The sequence below is a fragment of the Flagellimonas sp. 2504JD1-5 genome, assembly GCF_053618295.1.
In genome coordinates, this window is record NZ_JBSIOU010000001.1 from 1091951 (window position 1) to 1110256 (window position 18306).

Genomic DNA, 18306 nt, shown 5'->3' on the forward strand with positions numbered 1-18306 from the left:
GGGAATGCAAGGTTGTTTTATTTTCTTCTACTAAGTTTCAGCATATAGATTTCAATCACTAACTTGATTTCCAAAATCAACTGTACTTTAATGAAAACAATTAGCTGCTCAATCGTTTTGCTCCTTTTTCTGTGTGCCCCACAACAAACGGTGGTAGGCCAAGAATTTTATTTTCCAGAGCGAAACGAAGTTTGGAAGAAAGCGGCACTAAATCAATTCACCTGTAATCAGGAAAAACTGAAAACTGCAGTTGATTTTGCATTGGAAAATGAATATTCGGGTTCGCAAGATTTACGTCAAGCCATCTTAAAAGGATTTCAACGGGAACCGTTTCATGAAATTCTAGGTCCGACCAAAAAGCGAGGAGGCCCTGCAGGAATGATTATAAAAAATGGATATCTACTAGCCTCATGGGGAGAAACTAAACGGGTAGACATGACCTTTAGTGTCACCAAAAGTTTTCTTTCCACTACGACAGGGTTGGCCGTGGACAAAGGATTGATTTCAGATGTTGATGACAAAGTAGGGAAGTACATTTGGGATGGTACTTTTGATGGCGCGCATAATGGAAAAATAACATGGGAGCACTTGCTCCAGCAAAATTCGGATTGGTCGGGAGAACTTTGGGGCCTAAAAGATTGGGCAGATCGCCCTCCCAGTGAAGGCGGATTGGACGATTGGAAATTTCGAAAACTCAATGAACCAGGTTCTGTGATGGAGTATAATGATGTTCGGGTCAATGTGTTGTCCTATTCGCTTACCCATGTGTGGCGCAAACCCTTACCCATGGTTTTAAAAGAGCATTTTATGGATAAGATTGGTGCCTCTACCACTTGGCGTTGGCATGGCTATGATCATGCTTGGACCGAGATCGATGGTATTCAAATGAAATCAGTTACGGGAGGTGGACATTCCGGAGCTGGATTGTTTATCAGCACAGAAGATATGGCTCGATTTGGGTTGGTGTTTTTGAATGATGGGAAATGGAAAGACAAACAAATCATTAGCAAGGATTGGATTGCCAAAGCAACTGAACCCTCACTGCCTAACGTCAATTACGGTTATATGTGGTGGTTGAATAAAAAAGGTTCCAGACATTGGGAAGGTGTTCCCGAACATCTTTTTTATGCAGCTGGATTTGGGGGCAATTTTATTGTAATTGACCAAAAGACCGGATTGATGTTGGTAACCCGTTGGTTGGAACCTCAAAAAATAGGTGAGTTTGTAAAATTAGTCTACGACGCCTTTTAGCAAAACATCGCGAAATCCAAATTTTATGGGATTTTTTTTATCCGAGGGATTGTCATAAACCCTAAAAATAGTTTCGCCCAATTCAAATGCTATGGGATGTCTAAAAATAGGTCCGTCAAAACAAAAGGTGTGGAACTCTCCATTCTCACCACAGGGGTCAACATCTTTTGGGAATTGGTCAATGAGCTCTGGAGATAGCTTTTTTCCCAAAAAAGAAGCATCCAGTTTTGAATTGTTGATACAAACAATTACCGCCCGGAAGCCCAAATCGAAAAACTCCTCAAGTAGTTCACGGGTATCCCTTTTCCAGATTGGGAAGATGGTCTGTATCCCGACAGAGGACAACATTTGTTCCCGGTAGGCCTTTAGATCTTCCAAAAAAATATCACCAAAAGCGGTATGCGTGTAACCTCGACTTTTTAAATCTTCAATTTTGTTTCCCATCAAAGTGCTATACTCTTCCATTGAGGGGCTTTCAGGAACCTCAAGAATGTCCAAAGGAATTCCAACAGCTTTAGCTTGAGTTTCCAAAACCTCTCTTCGCAGTCCATGCATAGAAACCCGATCATAATGTGCATTGACCGTGGTCAACAAACGATCAACGGTATATTGATTTTGTTGTTGCAATTGATAAAGCGCCAAGGCAGAGTCTTTTCCAGAGCTCCAGTTAAAATAGGTTTTGGGTTTTGTAGGCATGGAGCGAAGGTATGAAATCAATCCCTTCCGTCACTTTATGACACCTTCCCTTGACCAAGGGAAGGAGCAAACGGCTCCAAAGCCATCAAAGCCTTCTCCACACTCGTAATCCCATCAAAAACCAATAACAAGCGTAAACCATTTCGGGTTTGTTTTTCTTTTAATTGACAGGTTCTAGGGTTGGATTGAACATAATTCAACACCAGGGTAAAAGCTGAACTTTGATAAAAATCGGATTGTTGGTCGGCAATAAAATAACCCAAGAACTTACCTTTCTTTAAAATGACACGTTCCAATCCAATACTATTGGCAATCCATTTAATACGAACCGAGTTGAGCAGATCAACCGCTGAGGTAGGCAATTCTCCAAAGCGGTCAACCAATTCCCGCTCATACTTTTGTAAGCCTTCTTCGTCCTGAACTTGGTTCAATTGGGTATATAAATTGAGGCGCTCCGTAATGTTGTTGATATAATCGTCTGGGTAAAGTAGCTCAAAATCAGTGTCAAGTTGAGTGTCCTTTACGAATACTTTTTCTTGTGGGCCTTCTACCTCTTCGTACAATTCCTTAAACTCATTTTCTTTGAGTTCTTCAATAGCTTCGCTCAATATTTTTTGATAGGTCTCAAAGCCAATTTCGTTGATAAATCCACTTTGTTCACCACCTAGCAGATCTCCGGCGCCACGAATCTCTAGGTCTTTCATTGCAATATTGAAGCCGCTACCCAATTCGGTAAATTGTTCCAAGGCTTCAATGCGCTTTCGAGCATCGGGTGTCATCACTTCGTAAGGAGGGGTAATAAAGAAACAGAAAGCCTTTTTGTTACTTCGCCCTACCCGACCTCGCATTTGGTGCAGGTCGCTCAAACCGAAATTGTTGGCATTATGGATAAAAATGGTGTTGGCATTGGTCACATCCAAGCCGCTTTCCACAATGGTGGTGGAGACAAGCACGTCAAACTCCCCATTCATAAAAGCCAACATCAATTGCTCCAGTTTTTTACCTTCCATCTGTCCATGTCCAATTCCGATTTTTGCATCGGGAACCAGACGTTGGATCATTCCAGCCACTTCTTTGATATTTTCAATGCGGTTATGGATAAAGAACACCTGTCCGCCACGTTGAATTTCATAAGAAATGGCATCTCGAATGATTTCTTCATTAAATCGAATTACCCTGCTTTCAATAGGATAGCGGTTGGGAGGAGGGGTATTGATGACTGATAGATCACGAGCAGCCATCAAACTAAATTGAAGTGTTCGCGGGATGGGGGTTGCCGTCAATGTAAGCACATCTACATTTTCCTTGATGGATTTAAGTTTATCCTTGACCGAGACACCAAATTTTTGCTCTTCATCCACTATTAACAATCCCAAATCCTTGAACTGCACATTTTTGTTGACCAATTGATGCGTACCGATGATAATATCAATTTTCCCTTCGGAAAGCCGTTCCAAGATTTCCCGTTTCTCCTTGGCTGTTCTGAACCTGTTGAGGTAATCGACGGTCACGGGAAGTTCACCCAATCGTTTTTTAAACGTATTGTTATGCTGAAACGCCAAAATGGTAGTTGGCACCAATATAGCTACCTGTTTGCCATTGTCCACAGCCTTAAACGCAGCGCGAATAGCTACTTCAGTCTTACCAAAACCAACATCCCCGCAAATCAATCGATCCATAGGGCGTTCACTTTCCATGTCTCTTTTTACATCCTGGGTCGATTTCTCCTGATCAGGAGTATCTTCATAAATGAAAGATGCTTCAAGTTCATGCTGCAAATAACTATCTGGGGCATATTGAAACCCTTTCTCCAGACGACGTTTTGCGTATACTTTAATGAGGTCAAAGGCAATTTTTTTGACCCGACTCTTGGTTTTTTGCTTTAGTTTTTTCCAAGCGGCCGAACCTAGCTTATAGATTTTTGGTGGCGCCCCATCTTTTCCGTTGAATTTGGAGATTTTGTGTAGCGAATGAATACTCACATATAAAATATCCCTATCACCATAAACCAGTTTAATGGCTTCCTGTTTTTTGCCTTCAACATCGATTTTTTGAAGTCCGCCAAACTTTCCGATACCATGATCAATGTGGGTCACGTAATCTCCAATTTCGAGTTTGTTCAATTCCTTTAGGGTGATGGCTTGCTTTTTGGCATAGCCATTCCTTAATTGGAACTTATGATAGCGTTCAAAAATTTGATGATCCGTATAGCAAACTAGTTTTAAATCATGATCAATGAATCCCTGATATAATGGAAAAACAACAGTTTTGTAATGAACGGTTTCTTCAACTTCTTCGAAAATATCATTGAAACGCTTGGCCTGTTGTTCGGTGGAACAAAAGATATAATTGGTGAAACCTGAAGTATGATTTTCATTCAAATTTTCAATGAGCAGGTCAAATTTTTTGTTGAACGCTGGTTGGGGTTTGGTGTTGAATTGAATCGTTGTCACACTGAGCTTGTCGAAGTGTGATTTCTCATCAAGTCGTGCTTCGACAGGCTCAGCATGACTTGACATTCCACCCAACTCAATCAATCTAAAATTATCAAGTTGCGATTTCAACAAAGCTGAATGCACAAAAAGCTCTTCGGGTTTGGCATGTTTTAACTCACCTTCAAGCTTAGCAAAGCTTTCCTCAGCTTTTTCAAAAAACGAATCGATTCGGCCATAAACCAAATCCAAGTTTTTGGAAAAGATGACCGTTTTGGGCGAAATGTATTTTAAAAAACTCTCCCGAGATTCCTGCAGAAATTTGTTTTCCACATTTGGAATGATAGTTATTCGCTTTACTTTTTCTGTAGAGAGTTGGGTTTCCACATCAAAAGTCCGAATACTGTCCACTTCATCTCCAAAAAATTCGATACGATAGGGCTCATCATGCGAAAACGAAAACACATCCACAATCCCTCCGCGAACTGAAAATTCTCCGGGCTCCGTAACAAAATCGACCCGATTGAACTGATATTCAAATAGAACTTCATTCAAAAAATCGAGTGAAAGCGTATCCTCTAGCTTGATTTTCAGCGTATTCTTATCCAGCTCCTTTCGGGTGACCACTTTTTCAAACAGCGCATCGGGGTAGGTAACAATTACTGCCGGTTTTTTTCTTGAATTGATACGGTTCAAGACTTCTGCCCTGAGCAACACATTGGCATTGTCAGTCTCCTCAATCTGGTAGGGTCGGCGATAACTTCCAGGATAGAAAAGTACTTCGCTTTCCCCAATCAATTGCTCAAGATCATTGAGGTAATAGGCAGCTTCCTCTTTGTCATTCAACAAAACCAGGAATGGTAGTTCTGCCGATTTGAACAAGGAAGAAATTACAAACGAAAGGGAAGAGCCGGTAAGGCCTTTTGCGTTGATTTTTGATTCCCCCTTTGAGGGGGGAGTAAGGGGGGTGTTTTTGGATTCTGATAAGTTCTCGACCGCTCCTTCGACAGGCTCAGGATGACCTTTTGAACTGACATTTAAGGCAATAGCATCCCTCAGTTTCCCAAGTTGGGGAGACTGTTCAAAAAGTTGGGAAATGGACGATTTGGTCAATCCAACAAATTTGCTGCAAATATAAAATGAATTGTCCCCTTGAGGGGACGTTAGGGGTGTTTTTTTGTAGGAAACTTGTACGATTGTCACTTCGAACTGTCATTTCGAAATGAGGAACGCAGTAACGATTGAGAAATCTAAACTTTTACCACTTCATCCTCAACAATGGCAAAAACTTCGTCTCCTTTTTTGGGTTTTAGGGTATAAGTTCCAGTGAATTCCCCAAAAGCTGGAAAGATGAGCTGATTCTTGGACTTGAAAAAACAGGAGAGCCGTAAGTTTTGACGTCCAAAACCTTTGAGCTTTATAGCGGGGTGTATGTGTCCGCAGAAATTGAACAGACCTTCCCGTTTTTCTGGGTGATGGGTCAGTAGGAAATCTTCTAAGATTAACTCTTGAAAAATAGGAATTCCCAACGCTTCAAACTTATGAGGGGAGATGATATCGTGATTGCCAGACACCAAAATAATTTCCGAAGGGGTTCTGCTTACCCAATTTTCAAATAGCTCCCACTCTTTGTTCAAGGTCGAATGAAACAAATCGCCCAAAACACAGATTTGAAAGGGATTAAATTCGGAAACAATCTTATCCAAGAGCAAATAGTTTTTATGGACAGCTTTTCTTGGAACTGCGGCTCCAAATTTTCTAAAGTGTGCAATTTTCCCTAAATGGACATCACTGATCAACAACATGGATTTTTCATGCCAGAACATCCCACCCAAAGGGTGGAGGGTAAAATTATTGCCCTTGATTTGAATTGATGTGCTCATTTTAGAGTTTAAGTGTCTTTGGACTTTGTCGAGTATCCCAAACTAAATGAACAACAATTTCATTTGCCCTTACCTCATAAAATATCTTATGCTGTTTTTTAATAAGAACTCTTATGTCATCAATATCCGTTTTGATTCCCAAGAGAGGATATTTTGCAATGAGTTTTATGGTTTGGTGGATTTCTTTGTTGAGCTTTTTGCTGTATGTTTTGGATTGGTTCCTGTTGCAGTAAAACTCAAGGATTTTGGTGAAGACAGTATCTGCCCTTGAGGTCCAGATTATTCTTTTAGCCATTCCTCATCCCTTTTATTCACAGTTTCGGAAGTAATCACGTTTCCTTTTTTGTAGTCTTCCAAACTTTCAGAAATGAGGTTTTTTTCCAAATCGGATACTTGATATTCTTTTTTGGAGGTATAGGTTTGAAGCATTTCTTTGAAAAGAGAGAGCGTATGGCTATCCTCTATAGTGAGCAGCTTTTTGATAATGTCATTTTGAAGCTCAGAAACACTCATGGGTAAATCTTTTAAGTAAAGATAGTTAAATTGAAAATTTACCTTGTCAAAATTTTGGTCATCCGTTTAATACGGTCGGCCAGTTTTTCATTGGATAGTTTTTCCCGTAATCTGTCTGTTATAATTGGAAATGAAAAGGGAGTAGGGTTTTGGCATTTTTTCCAAACAATTTCTTGTTGGGCTATGCGTTCCAAGGCCAACCGAAGGCGGCCTTCCTCAAGCTGATGTTCGAAGGTCTCGGTAAAGGCCTGTTGATACAGTAAATTATCATCCTCAAAATCCTTGAACACGTCAAAAAGCAATTGTGAACTGCTTTGCAGGTGTTTCATTTTGATGCCTTTTTCGGGATAACCGGTAAATACCATACCGCTTATTACAGCAATATCCCGGAACTTACGACGCGCCATTTCGTTGGAATTCAAACTTTTTTGAAGATCACTCAACATATATTCCGGAGTGAACAAATTATTATCCAACACTGCCTGAATATCTATTTCCTTATCGGAAAGCAGTTCAAATCCATAATCGTTAAACGCCAATGAGCAAGTGATGGGAGAGAGCAGGCTAATCCGATAGGCCAACAAACTGCTCATTCCCTCATGAATGGCCCTACCTTCAAAAGGGTAAAAAATATGATGGTAGCCATCATTGGTTTTAAAGGTTTCAATTAAAAATTGGTTGGGTTGTGGAACAATGCTTTCTTCTCTTTGTTTAGCAAACAGAGGGGCCAAAGACCGTATTTCGGGAGATTGGGCTTTGGATTCCAATTCTGCCGAATACAATTCTTGACGCAACAGTTCGGACATTTTTGCTGAAAAGCTCAAACGTCCACCCATCCACGAAGGGATTTTGTTGCTCCGCTTGGATGAATTCCTTACTTGGGCGGTCATGTCTTTTATTCGGATAAACTCAAGATTGCGTCCAGCAAAAGTGAAAACATCACCTGGGGATAATTTTGAAATAAAAGACTCCTCTATGGTGCCGATGTACCCTCCTTTTTGGTAACGAACCGATAGACTAGCGTCACCCACAATAGTCCCAATCTGAAATCGATGTCTTCGGGCTATGGCCAAGTTATTCACCTTGAACCTTCCATCAGATTCCACTTCTACTTTTTTGTATTCGTCGTAGGTCTTGAGACTCTGGCTACCCATCACCAAAAAATTCAACAACCATTGCCATGTTTCCTCGGTAAGGGTTTGATAGCAGAACGTATTTTTAATCTCTGGGTAGATTTCGTCTGGGTAAAATCCATCGGAAACAGCAAGTGTTGTCAAATATTGAATCAAAACATCATAACTGTTCAGGTAGGGAATTCTATCTTCCACTGCTGCGTTCAATACGGCTTTTTGCATCGCCGAAGCTTCAATAAGTTCCATGGCATGTGTAGGCAAAAAGTAGATGACACTTTCCTTGCCAGGTCGATGACCGCTACGTCCTGCACGCTGTAAAAAACGGGCAACACCTTTTGGGCCTCCAATTTGTACTACAGTTTCCACCGGAGCAAAATCCACACCCAAATCCAGACTGGAAGTGCAGACAACCGCTTTTAAACTTTCGTTCCGAATGGCCTGTTCCACCCAGAGGCGGGTATCTTTATTGATACTGCCATGGTGCATGGCAATCTCCCCGGCATATTCGGGATGTTTCTCCAATATTTTCTGAAACCAGATTTCACATTGCCCCCGGGTGTTGGTGAACAACAATGTGGTTTTACTATTATTGATAATAGGAACTACATCTTCCAACAAACGCAAGCCCAAATGTCCGCGCCAAGGGAAGGTTTCCATTTGTTTTGGAATGATACTTTTTACCGTAATTTTTTTATTGAGGTTGGCTTTGACCAATATCGAATTTTCAAGTTCTAGAGAAGTAGGTCCCAATAACACTTCACGGGCTTGCTCCAAGTTTCCAATAGTGGCAGAAATTCCCCAAATGCGTAAGTTTTTGCAGATAGTTTTTAGCCGCGAAAGGCCCAATTCCATCTGTACTCCTCTTTTGGAGCCTAAAAGTTCGTGCCATTCATCAACTACTATGGCAGAGCAATTCTTAAAAACCTTGTCATACCCCTTGGAAGAGAGCAACAATTGGAGACTTTCAGGTGTGGTGATCAACAGGTCGGGCATGCTCTTTTTTTGCTTCGCCCTTTCGGCAGTTGAGGTGTCACCGGTTCGGATGCCAACGGTCATTTGTGTTCCCAAGTCTTGGGTTATTCGCTCGGCAGATTGTTTGATCTCTTGGGAAAGTGCCCTTAAAGGCGTTATCCAAATAGCTTTCAAACCTTTTTTGTGCTTTTTCTTATAATCCGGGTTGTTTTTAATGTAATTCAGAACAATAGGAAACCAAAGTGCGTAGGTCTTTCCACTTCCGGTTGGGGCATTGAGCAGACCATGTTTTCCATTCAAAAAAGATTTCCAGGTCTCTTTTTGAAAGGGAAAAGGTTTCCAATCTTGTTGACGGAACCAGTTTTCGGCAATATGGAAAAGTTCGGATTGTTGCAGTGGAACAATTTTGAAAAGTTAGATAACAAAATGAAAATTACAAATTTCTTTTGGTCATAATTTTACAATCCTTTCTACATTAAGAATTATATTTGCCGAACAAATTTTTGCACATGCCCATTTTAGATTTATACGAGCACGGAGAACAGCGTAAAAACTTGGCTCATTTTGCCACTTTGGCCACTTTGGCTGCTGCTGACGGTATTATTACTGAGGAAGAAAAAGCCATCCTTGATAAGTTTGCCTTTAAATTGAACATTACCGATGCGGAATACAAAGAGGTAATGAAAAAAGAGAATAAATACCCCATTGAAACTCCGCATAGTGGAGAAAAGCGTTTAATGCGTTTGTTCGACTTTTTTAAGATGGCATTTGCTGATCAAAGCATTGATGAGGACCAGGAAAAACTTATTGAAAAATATGCTATTGGTTTGGGTTACTCACCGGAAGATGCCGTGGAAATCATCAAAAAGTCATTTGATATCTTCTGTGGTAAGATAGCTTTTGAAGATTACCAATATCTACTTAAAAAGTAGGTCTAGGATTGCATAAATTCCTCGGCCTTTTCCACCATTTTTTTACTGCCACAGAAAAAGGGAACACGCTCATGCAATTCTGTGGGTTGTATTTCCATTATACGTTGGTGTCCGTCACTTGCCTTGCCATTGGCTTGTTCAGCCAAGAAAGCCATTGGATTACATTCATACAATAACCGCAGCTTTCCTTTTTGGGCCTTACTGCTTTTGGGATACATATAAATTCCGCCTTTGATCATATTTCGATGGAAATCGGAAACCAAGGAACCAATATATCGTGAAGTATAAGGTCTATCTTCTTCTTCTTTTTGGCAATATTTGATGTAATCTTTCACGCCTTGCGGAAAATGAATATAGTTCCCTTCATTTACAGAATAGATTTTGCCCGTTTCAGGAAATTGCATGTTGGGATGAGATAGGTAAAAAGTGCCGATGGCAGGATTCAGTGTAAAACCATTCACCCCATGCCCGGTGGTATAAACAAGCATTGTGGACGTTCCGTAGATAATATATCCTGCAGCCACTTGGTTTTTTCCAGGCTGAAGGAAATCTTCCAAAGTTACAGGAGTTCCTACTGGCGTTATCCTTCTATAGATTGAAAAAATAGTCCCCACCGAAACATTTACATCAATATTGGAAGATCCATCTAAAGGATCGATAAGCACTACGTATTTATTCTGATGGTTTTCGTCCTGACTATTTATGCTGATGTAATCATCTTCCTCCTCCGAAGCAATTCCGCAGACGATTTCCCTATTTTTTAATGTCTGAATAAACTTTTCATTGGCTAATACATCAAGTTTTTGTTGATTTTCACCTTGTATATTGGTGTCTCCGGCAGTGCCCAATATGTCCACCAAACCTGCTTTGTTCACTTCGTGATTGACTACTTTAGCGGCCAATCGTATGGCATTGATCAATTTTGAAAGCTCCCCAGTGGAGTACTGGAATTCGGTCTGGTTTTCGATGATAAATTCACCAAGAGTCTTGTTCCTATTAAACATGAATGAAGGCTGTTTTATTTGGCGACAAATATCGTGTATTTTGTGAAACTATAACGATTTCGCCCAGCGATAATTATAGATATTTATAACTTTGAGTTTTATTTATAACAACATGGAATATTCAATCAGGAATTCACGCAAGGAAGATATGCACAAGGTTTTAACTCTTATCCAAGAATTGGCAGAATTTGAGAAAGACCCCAAAGCTGTTGAAGTAACCGAAGAAGATTTGATCAATGATGGATTTGGCGACAGCAAGCTTTTTCATTGTTTTGTGGCAGAAAATGAAGATGATATCGTAGGGATTGCCATGATATATCCTAGGTATTCCACCTGGAAAGGTCCCACGGTGCATTTAGAGGACCTGATTGTTACGGAAAAAATGAGAGGAACGGGTTTGGGTACCGCACTTTTGGATGAAGTTGTTAAATATGGTCATTCCCTGGGCGTTAGAAGAATTTCTTGGGAAGTTTTGGATTGGAACGAACCGGCCATTACATTTTATGAAAAGAAGGGGGCCTTGGTAAGACGCGATTGGGATGTGGTTCAGCTCGATGAAAAAGGAATTGAAAGATATATTGAAAATTTAAACTAACCCTTAGGGTTATATACAAAAGAAACTTATGAGAGTTTTTAAGTTTGGAGGAGCATCGGTAAAAGATGCAGAGGCAGTTCGTAACGTTGTAAAAGTGCTGCAAGAAGTTGGACATGAGGATACGTTTGTCGTTATTTCCGCAATGGGCAAGACCACTAACGCGATGGAAAAGGTGGTTACTGCTTATTTTAAAGATAAGTCTGCTCTTAATACTTCAATACAAGAAGTTGTTGAATACCATGAAAACATTCTTATGGACTTATTCGACAACAAGAATCATCCCGTATATGCCAAGATAAAATTGCTTTTTGAAGAAGTTAAGGGCTTTCTTACTTGGAATAAATCGCCAAAGTATGCATTTGTGTATGATCAAGTTGTTGGCTATGGCGAGTTGGTATCAACAACAATCATAAGCGAATATTTAAACAAGGTTGGAATCCCTAACGTATGGCAAGATGTTAGAAATTTGATCAAGACCGACAACAACTATAGGGACGCCGCCGTAAACTGGGAGCGCACCCAAAGTGAAATTTCCAACAAGGTGGATATGTCAAAGTTGAACATCACCCAAGGTTTTTTGGGAAGTGATGATAACAATTTTACTACCACATTGGGAAGAGAAGGTTCTGATTACACTGCGGCCATCTTGGCCTACTGTCTTAATGCTGACTCCGCTACCATCTGGAAGGATGTCCCAGGAGTTTTAAACGCCGACCCAAGAAATTTTGAAGAAACCCAGTTATTGGATAAGATTTCATATCGTGAAGCCATTGAACTTGCATTTTATGGTGCCTCGGTAATTCACCCAAAAACGCTACAACCTTTACAACGAAAAGAAATTCCACTTCATGTAAAATCCTTTGTAAACCCAAAAGGAAAAGGAACTAAGGTGTGCAAAGGGGTGGGAATCTCGCCTGAGATACCTTGTTTTATTGTTAAAAAGGACCAGGTATTACTAAAGCTATCATCACTCGATTTTTCCTTTATTGTGGAAAACAACATAAGCGAAATCTTCAGGTTGTTCCATGACCATCGAATGAAAGTGGATATGATTCAAAACTCCGCGATTAGTTTTTCGGTATGTTTGGATAACAAATTTAATGGACTTCAACCTATGTTGAACGAATTGCAGAAAAGGTTCAAAGTCGTGTGTCACGAAAATGTTTCCCTTTACACTATTCGACATTTTGATGATAATGCTGTAAAATCACTCCAAAACGGACGGTCTGTTTTGGTGGAACAACGTGGTAAAGAGACAGTTCAGCTTGTGGTGAAATAAAAATATCCACATTAGTCAAACGAAGGAAATTCCAAACTCGGGTTTTTTCTATCTTTACGCTTACCTAATTTAATTTTTATGGGGCTGGTTTCCGCTAAAGAGGTAGCAAAGGTCATTAATCTAGAAAAATACGGGTTTTTTGGCACCTTTGTTGGTTGGCTTTTGATGGTGGCCACGAAGATCACTACCATTAACCGTTTTTATAATAAGAACAGATCACTTTCAGGAAAGGATTTTTTGGATGAGATTCTGAATCATTATGAAATTGATTTTGATATCCCCGAGGAAGATTTAAAACGTCTTCCAAAATCAGGTCCCTATATCACCATAAGTAATCATCCACTTGGAGGAATTGATGGTGTTTTGCTTTTAAAACTCATGCTCCAGGAACGAGCGGATTTTAAGATAGTCGCCAATTTTTTGTTACACAGAATAGAGCCACTAAAGCCATTTATTATGCCGGTGAATCCTTTTGAAAACCATAAGGATGCAAAAAGCAGTATCATGGGTTTCAAAAATGCACTCTTGCATTTAGGAGAAGGGCATCCTTTGGGGATTTTTCCTGCTGGAGAAGTGTCAACATACCGGGATGGAAAGTTGGTGGTTGACAAACCATGGGAAGAGGCTGCACTAAAACTGATAAGGAAAGCTGAGGTTCCGGTTGTCCCCATTTATTTTCATGCCAGAAATAGTCGTCTCTTTTATAGATTGTCCAAAATAAATGATGTGTTCAGGACAGCCAAATTACCTTCAGAACTAACATCGCAGCGTAACAGACCTATAAAGGTTAGAATAGGGCAACCCATATCGGTTAAGGCACAACAAGAAGAACCGACTTTGGAGTCTTTTACCGAGTTGCTCCGCAAAAAGACCTATCTGTTGGCCAATGTGTTTGAAAAAGAACGTTTGATCGATAAAGTCCCCACAACTTTAAAAATCCCAAAACCACCAAAGAAGATTGCAACCGCAGTGAGCTCAAAAGTGCTTCAGGGAGAGATTGACAGACTGCGGGAAAAGGACTGCCGAATGCTACAGAGCAAAAACTACGAAGTTTTTCTGGCCCAGCAATCGGATATGCCCTTTATTTTAAATGAAATTGGAAGGCAACGAGAGATAACTTTTCGTGAAGTAGGGGAGGGAACAAACAATTCCATTGATTTGGATGAGTTTGATACTTACTATCACCACCTGTTTCTTTGGGACAATATTGAGCAAAGCATTGTAGGGGCTTACCGTATGGGATTGGGCACCGAAATTTTTAAAACCTACGGAATAGATGGGTTTTATCTGCAGGATCTTTTCCGTTTTGAGCCTGAGTTGTATGGAATGATGGAAAAGTCCATTGAAATGGGGCGGGCATACATCATGAAAGAGTATCAGCAAAAACCTATGCCACTCTTTTTATTATGGAAGGGTATTGTGCATACCACATTAAGGCATCCTGAGCATAAATACTTGATAGGAGGGGTAAGTATCAGCAATCAGTTCTCCAATTTTTCAAAATCGTTGATGATTGAATTTATGAAATCCAACTATTGGGATCCATATGTGGCACAATATGTAAGACCGAAAAAAGAATTCAAGGTTCAGCTGAAGGATGCGGACAAGGAATTTGTGTTTGATGAGACCCAGGCAGACCTAAACAAGTTTGATAAACTAATCAGCGAAATCGAAACCGGCAGTCTTCGCTTGCCTGTTCTGATAAAAAAATACATCAAGCAAAATGCAAAAGTAGTGGCCTTCAATGTGGATCCGCTATTCAATAATTCTGTGGATGGATTGATGTATATAAGAATTGCGGACTTGCCAGAAAGCACGGTAAAACCCGTAATGGAAGAATTCCAGGCTGAACTGGAACGAAAACTGACAGAAGGAAATGCCCACGCCACTCTTGAATAGGATAAAAACAGCCAGTTTAATTCAGTAGTTCCTCCTTTACAAAAACATGACAAAACTCTTTAATTTCATCCCTAGCTTTTAAAAAGGCCGCATGTTTAACATCGGGCGTACCTTCAACCTTAGAAGGGTCAAAAAAGTTATGGTGAATTCGTTCTGCGTTTTTAGAGGGGATAAATGGGCAGTTTTCCTTGGCATGGTCACAGACCGTGATGATAAAATCCCATTCAATGCCATCATACTCATCAACATGATTGGAGGTATGGCCTGAAATATCAATACCGTCCTCTTTCATGATGGAGACCGCTCCAGGATTAAGTCCATGGGTCTCAATTCCCGCGCTATAAATATTTGCGAGTGAATCTTGAAAATAGTTCAAATACCCATGGGCCATTTGACTACGACAGGAGTTTCCGGTGCAAAGCACCAATACGTTTTTCATTTTTTAATTTGTTCTTTTTTATGTCTATCTCGACAGTGCTCGATATGACAAGTTTGTTTAATCTATTCCAACTTTGGTACTTCTTCTTTCAAATAACAGGTTGTCTTTCCAAACCCCACCAATCTTACCCACTTTTTCGCGTTTTCCGATGAAACGAAAGCCAACTTTTTCATGTAAACGAATGCTTCCTTCGTTTTCTGGAAAAACCCCAGATTGTATGGTCCAGAACCCCGCTTTTTCACTTTCAATGATTAATAGCTCTAGTAAAAGTCTTCCAACACCTTTGCCTCGGGCATTTTTTGCAACGTAAACGCTGACCTCTCCCACGCCTCCGTATACACATCTGCTAGACACTGGAGATAAAGCTGCCCAACCAATTACATTCCCATTTTCTTCTACTACCAAACGACATTTCTCCAAATGGGCTTGGTTCCATTCGAGATAACTGGGTGTTTGCTGCTCAAATGTAGCAAAACCGGTGGCAATTCCCTCTTGATATATTTGAGAGACTTGCCCCCAGTCAGTAGCTTTCATTTCCCGGATATGCATGGTCAATGTTTTTAGCAGCAAGCACTAGTGCCTGTACAGCATCCTTCTTCGGCCGCTACTTTTTCCATCTTTTCTGTCTTTTCCGAAACTCCGCAGGTTTCTTTGGCCTTGCAATCTGTTTTTTGAACGGATAGCTTAAATGTCAATTTGTTTGAATCCAAGGCATAATCGTTCACAAACAGTTGTGCCGTATGAAAGCCGTCATTGCTATATTCAAATTTGACCTCCGCCTCTTTGGTCATGGGTTTAATACGGTCCACTTTGTTTAAAATGGCCAAAGCCTTATAGGCCGACATATATTCAGTTTTCCCAATTTCCTCAGGGCTTTCCCAAAGTTGTACAATGGTCTCTTTCCAAAAGTCGGTTTGGGCACCACAATCAATGGAATCAATAGTGATGTTTTTAACTTCGGTAATGTGGTAGTTTGCGCCAACAAATTTACCATCGGTATACTCAAACAATAGACTTTTGTCTTGGTGCTGTTTTAATAGTGATAAAAATTCTGAAGTATTCATGATTAACAACAATTAAAGTTAATATTGGAAAAGAACAGCTGAAAAGATTGTTGTAATTCTTGCCAGCGTTCTTCGTTTATGCAATAACAAAGATTTTTGCCCTCAAAAGTTCCTTTTAAAAGGTCAAGTTTTTTTATTTCATTCAAATGTTGGGAGATGGTGGGTTGGGCAAGGCCAATAACATCTACCAAATCGTTACAAATACAGCCTTCTTGTTTACTTATATATTCCAAAATGGCGATTCTAGCAGGATGTGCTAAAACCTTGGCAACTTGCGCCAACTCATTCTGTCTAGTTGTGAACATATGTGTCTTGGTAACTCCCATTTGAGGACAAATATATACAAATTATTTAATATTGCAATATTACGATAATAAAAGCAAATAAAAAGCCGAAGCGTATTTCTCCGGCTTATGGTTTTAGAACCAAGGTTTCTTTCCTACTTGGTATGTGTTATAGAATTCCTCATCTGATTTGGTGAGGTAAATAATTCCTTCAACCAAAGTTACTACCCAAACTATCATATTTGCAATGCCACAGGTAACAATACCAAGGATTATGGTGCAAACCAAAAGGATAATCCCTTCTTTGTTGTAGCCCAAAATAAATTTATGAACTCCGAATCCGCCTAAAACAATGGCCAAGATTCCCGCAAGAATCTTTTTGTTGTCTGCGTTAAGGGTTTCTTTAACCCCTTCACTAAATTCTTTGGCGGTTTCTTTTGCTTCTTCCGCAAACTCATTGGCTGCATCTTTGGCTTTATCTCCTAAATCTTTTTCTTCTTCGGACATGACATTGTTTGTTGGTTAATACTAATTCTAAATGTAACAAATAATTCAATATCTACAGAAAAGCTTTATCAACAGGTTCCCAAAGCTCCAATTTATTGCCTTCGGGATCTAGGACCCATCCAAATTTACCATAGTCGTATTCTTCTATTTCACCTACTATTGTAACACCTTCTTCTTTTAGAGCGGCCAAAAGCTCCACTAAATTTTCAACCCTGAAGTTCATCATGAACTGTTTTTCACTTGGTTGAAAATAGGTGGTATCATCTTTAAACGGGCTCCACTGGGTCATACAATCCTTTCCGTTTTTGTCTTTCCACCAAAAACTCCAGCCATATTGATCTGTTGGAATACCTAGATGCTCTTTGTACCACTTTTTAATATTGTCCGGATCTTTTGTTTTAAAAAAGAAGCCCCCCAATCCAGTTACTCTGTTTTTCATCTATTTAGTTTTTCGATTTTTTACGTTCTTTTCATAAAGCGCAATCCAAGAGTTTGGCGTCATTTTTTGGCATAGCTCCGCAATAAGGTCGTAGGGAATGGTTTCCATTTTTTTAAAACGAATACAGCTTTTGCCCATATCCAATTTGGTCTTTACATGTTTTGGATATTCACCAACAAACCAATCCAATAGGTTTTTGTCCGCATAAATTCCGGAGTGGTATAGGGCCACAAAATGTTTTTGTGATGCAATGTTTATAAAGGGGAGTGGAAGCTTTGTGTCACAATGGTATCCATCCGGATACAACGAATGCGGCACTACAAAACCTATCATTTTATAACTAATACACTCTTCAAAACCCGAAGGTAGATTTTCGCGTACCGTATTTCGCAATTTGGATACGGCCTCTTTTCTTCCCTCAGGCAGTTTGCCAATGTATTCATCTGGAGTTTTGGCGTCTATGGTCATATTGAAATTATTTTCGTTGTAAAATCAAAGCTGAAATCAATGAAATGATAAAACCTATCACAAAAACCATCATGGCCATAAAGGCAAATGAGACCAAGGGATTTGAGAACATCTTTTTTTCGGCATTTATTTCTGCCAATCTTTCTTGAAACTCATCGGGTGGAAGCGTATTTCTCAGCCCTTCAACAATAGTATCGTAATAGTCCGTCATAAAATCCGGATTCAATATCTGTGAATACACGGTGTCTAGAATTCCAAAGGCCAAAGCGGTTATAAGACTAATTAAAATTCCAATGATCAAGGCGTTTTTAAAAGTGACTGCCCCTTCATTTTCCTTATCCCTAAAGTGCTTGATTCCAAAATAGACAAAGCCCAGAGAAAGAACCATGGCAACATAGCCCAGGATTTCCTGGGTGGCGAAGGATAAATTGGCCAACAGAAACAAACTTATTAGAAATAGAATCCAAATAGTAACCGCTCCATATATTCCAAATCGAATTACTGTTTTTTTCATAA

The 18306-nt window shown here is 39.9% G+C and carries 20 protein-coding genes; 5 read left to right on the forward strand and 15 right to left on the reverse strand.

What is annotated here, in order from left to right; translation table 11 throughout:
- Positions 1–90: 90 nt before the first annotated feature.
- A complete protein-coding gene (locus ACULLG_RS04965) occupies positions 91–1251 on the forward strand; it encodes a serine hydrolase domain-containing protein (RefSeq protein ID WP_452125654.1) in 1161 nt (386 codons plus the stop codon).
- On the opposite strand, the gene ACULLG_RS04970 is transcribed toward ACULLG_RS04965, so the two are convergent.
- The 6 genes from ACULLG_RS04970 to ACULLG_RS04995 form a co-directional block, all read right to left on the reverse strand.
- The gene (locus ACULLG_RS04970; RefSeq protein ID WP_452125655.1) at positions 1231–1947 is read right to left on the reverse strand and encodes a Dph6-related ATP pyrophosphatase; all 717 of its coding nucleotides are present in this window, start codon (positions 1945–1947) and stop codon (positions 1231–1233) included. The two genes, ACULLG_RS04965 and ACULLG_RS04970, sit on opposite strands and share 21 nt — an antisense overlap.
- 35 nt (positions 1948–1982) lie before the next feature.
- Positions 1983–5492 carry a transcription-repair coupling factor gene (gene mfd / locus ACULLG_RS04975; RefSeq protein ID WP_452125656.1) on the reverse strand — a complete coding sequence of 1170 codons (3510 nt, stop codon included), beginning with the start codon at positions 5490–5492 and terminating at the stop codon, positions 1983–1985.
- Between the two features lie 137 nt (positions 5493–5629).
- Complete coding sequence (pdeM, locus tag ACULLG_RS04980) at positions 5630–6262, reverse strand: ligase-associated DNA damage response endonuclease PdeM (RefSeq protein ID WP_452125657.1); 633 nt, start codon at positions 6260–6262, stop codon at positions 5630–5632.
- A gap of 1 nt (position 6263) precedes the next feature.
- The gene (locus ACULLG_RS04985; RefSeq protein WP_452125658.1) at positions 6264–6557 is read right to left on the reverse strand and encodes a type II toxin-antitoxin system RelE/ParE family toxin; all 294 of its coding nucleotides are present in this window, start codon (positions 6555–6557) and stop codon (positions 6264–6266) included.
- A complete protein-coding gene (locus ACULLG_RS04990) occupies positions 6542–6775 on the reverse strand; it encodes a hypothetical protein (protein ID WP_452125659.1) in 234 nt (77 codons plus the stop codon). The genes ACULLG_RS04985 and ACULLG_RS04990 overlap by 16 nt, the downstream gene beginning before the upstream one ends.
- A gap of 38 nt (positions 6776–6813) precedes the next feature.
- Entirely contained in the window at positions 6814–9276 is a 2463-nt protein-coding gene (locus ACULLG_RS04995; RefSeq protein WP_452126530.1) for a ligase-associated DNA damage response DEXH box helicase, read from the reverse strand.
- Between the two features lie 113 nt (positions 9277–9389).
- Between ACULLG_RS04995 and ACULLG_RS05000 the strand changes: the two genes are divergently transcribed.
- Positions 9390–9812 carry a TerB family tellurite resistance protein gene (locus ACULLG_RS05000; RefSeq protein WP_452125660.1) on the forward strand — a complete coding sequence of 141 codons (423 nt, stop codon included), beginning with the start codon at positions 9390–9392 and terminating at the stop codon, positions 9810–9812.
- A gap of 2 nt (positions 9813–9814) precedes the next feature.
- Here ACULLG_RS05000 and fbp read toward each other — a convergent pair whose 3' ends face one another.
- Entirely contained in the window at positions 9815–10816 is a 1002-nt protein-coding gene (fbp, locus tag ACULLG_RS05005; protein ID WP_452125661.1) for a class 1 fructose-bisphosphatase, read from the reverse strand.
- Positions 10817–10928: 112 nt separating this feature from the next.
- Between fbp and ACULLG_RS05010 the strand changes: the two genes are divergently transcribed.
- The 3 genes from ACULLG_RS05010 (at position 10929) to ACULLG_RS05020 (ending at position 14589) form a co-directional block, all read left to right on the forward strand.
- The gene (locus tag ACULLG_RS05010; RefSeq protein ID WP_452125663.1) at positions 10929–11411 is read left to right on the forward strand and encodes an N-acetyltransferase family protein; all 483 of its coding nucleotides are present in this window, start codon (positions 10929–10931) and stop codon (positions 11409–11411) included.
- Between the two features lie 28 nt (positions 11412–11439).
- Positions 11440–12690: an aspartate kinase gene (locus ACULLG_RS05015; RefSeq protein ID WP_452125664.1), complete on the forward strand. Its 1251-nt coding sequence runs from the start codon at positions 11440–11442 to the stop codon at positions 12688–12690.
- 78 nt (positions 12691–12768) lie between these two features.
- Complete coding sequence (locus tag ACULLG_RS05020; RefSeq protein ID WP_452125666.1) at positions 12769–14589, forward strand: GNAT family N-acyltransferase; 1821 nt, start codon at positions 12769–12771, stop codon at positions 14587–14589.
- 16 nt (positions 14590–14605) lie between these two features.
- Here ACULLG_RS05020 and ACULLG_RS05025 read toward each other — a convergent pair whose 3' ends face one another.
- The 8 genes from ACULLG_RS05025 to ACULLG_RS05060 form a co-directional block, all read right to left on the reverse strand.
- Positions 14606–15028: an arsenate reductase ArsC gene (locus tag ACULLG_RS05025; RefSeq protein ID WP_452125667.1), complete on the reverse strand. Its 423-nt coding sequence runs from the start codon at positions 15026–15028 to the stop codon at positions 14606–14608.
- Between the two features lie 57 nt (positions 15029–15085).
- Positions 15086–15577 (reverse strand): N-acetyltransferase family protein, encoded by a 492-nt coding sequence (locus ACULLG_RS05030; protein WP_452125668.1) that lies wholly within the window; start codon positions 15575–15577, stop codon positions 15086–15088.
- An 11-nt stretch (positions 15578–15588) separates the two neighbouring features.
- The gene (locus ACULLG_RS05035; RefSeq protein WP_452125670.1) at positions 15589–16092 is read right to left on the reverse strand and encodes a DUF6428 family protein; all 504 of its coding nucleotides are present in this window, start codon (positions 16090–16092) and stop codon (positions 15589–15591) included.
- A 2-nt stretch (positions 16093–16094) separates the two neighbouring features.
- Positions 16095–16418: an ArsR/SmtB family transcription factor gene (locus tag ACULLG_RS05040; protein ID WP_452125671.1), complete on the reverse strand. Its 324-nt coding sequence runs from the start codon at positions 16416–16418 to the stop codon at positions 16095–16097.
- Between the two features lie 93 nt (positions 16419–16511).
- Entirely contained in the window at positions 16512–16883 is a 372-nt protein-coding gene (locus ACULLG_RS05045; RefSeq protein ID WP_452125672.1) for an NINE protein, read from the reverse strand.
- 52 nt (positions 16884–16935) lie between these two features.
- Entirely contained in the window at positions 16936–17322 is a 387-nt protein-coding gene (locus ACULLG_RS05050) for a VOC family protein (protein ID WP_452125673.1), read from the reverse strand.
- Complete coding sequence (locus ACULLG_RS05055) at positions 17323–17790, reverse strand: DUF1801 domain-containing protein (protein WP_452125674.1); 468 nt, start codon at positions 17788–17790, stop codon at positions 17323–17325.
- 7 nt (positions 17791–17797) lie between these two features.
- The gene (locus ACULLG_RS05060) at positions 17798–18304 is read right to left on the reverse strand and encodes a DUF4199 domain-containing protein (RefSeq protein WP_452125675.1); all 507 of its coding nucleotides are present in this window, start codon (positions 18302–18304) and stop codon (positions 17798–17800) included.
- Positions 18305–18306: the final 2 nt, after the last annotated feature.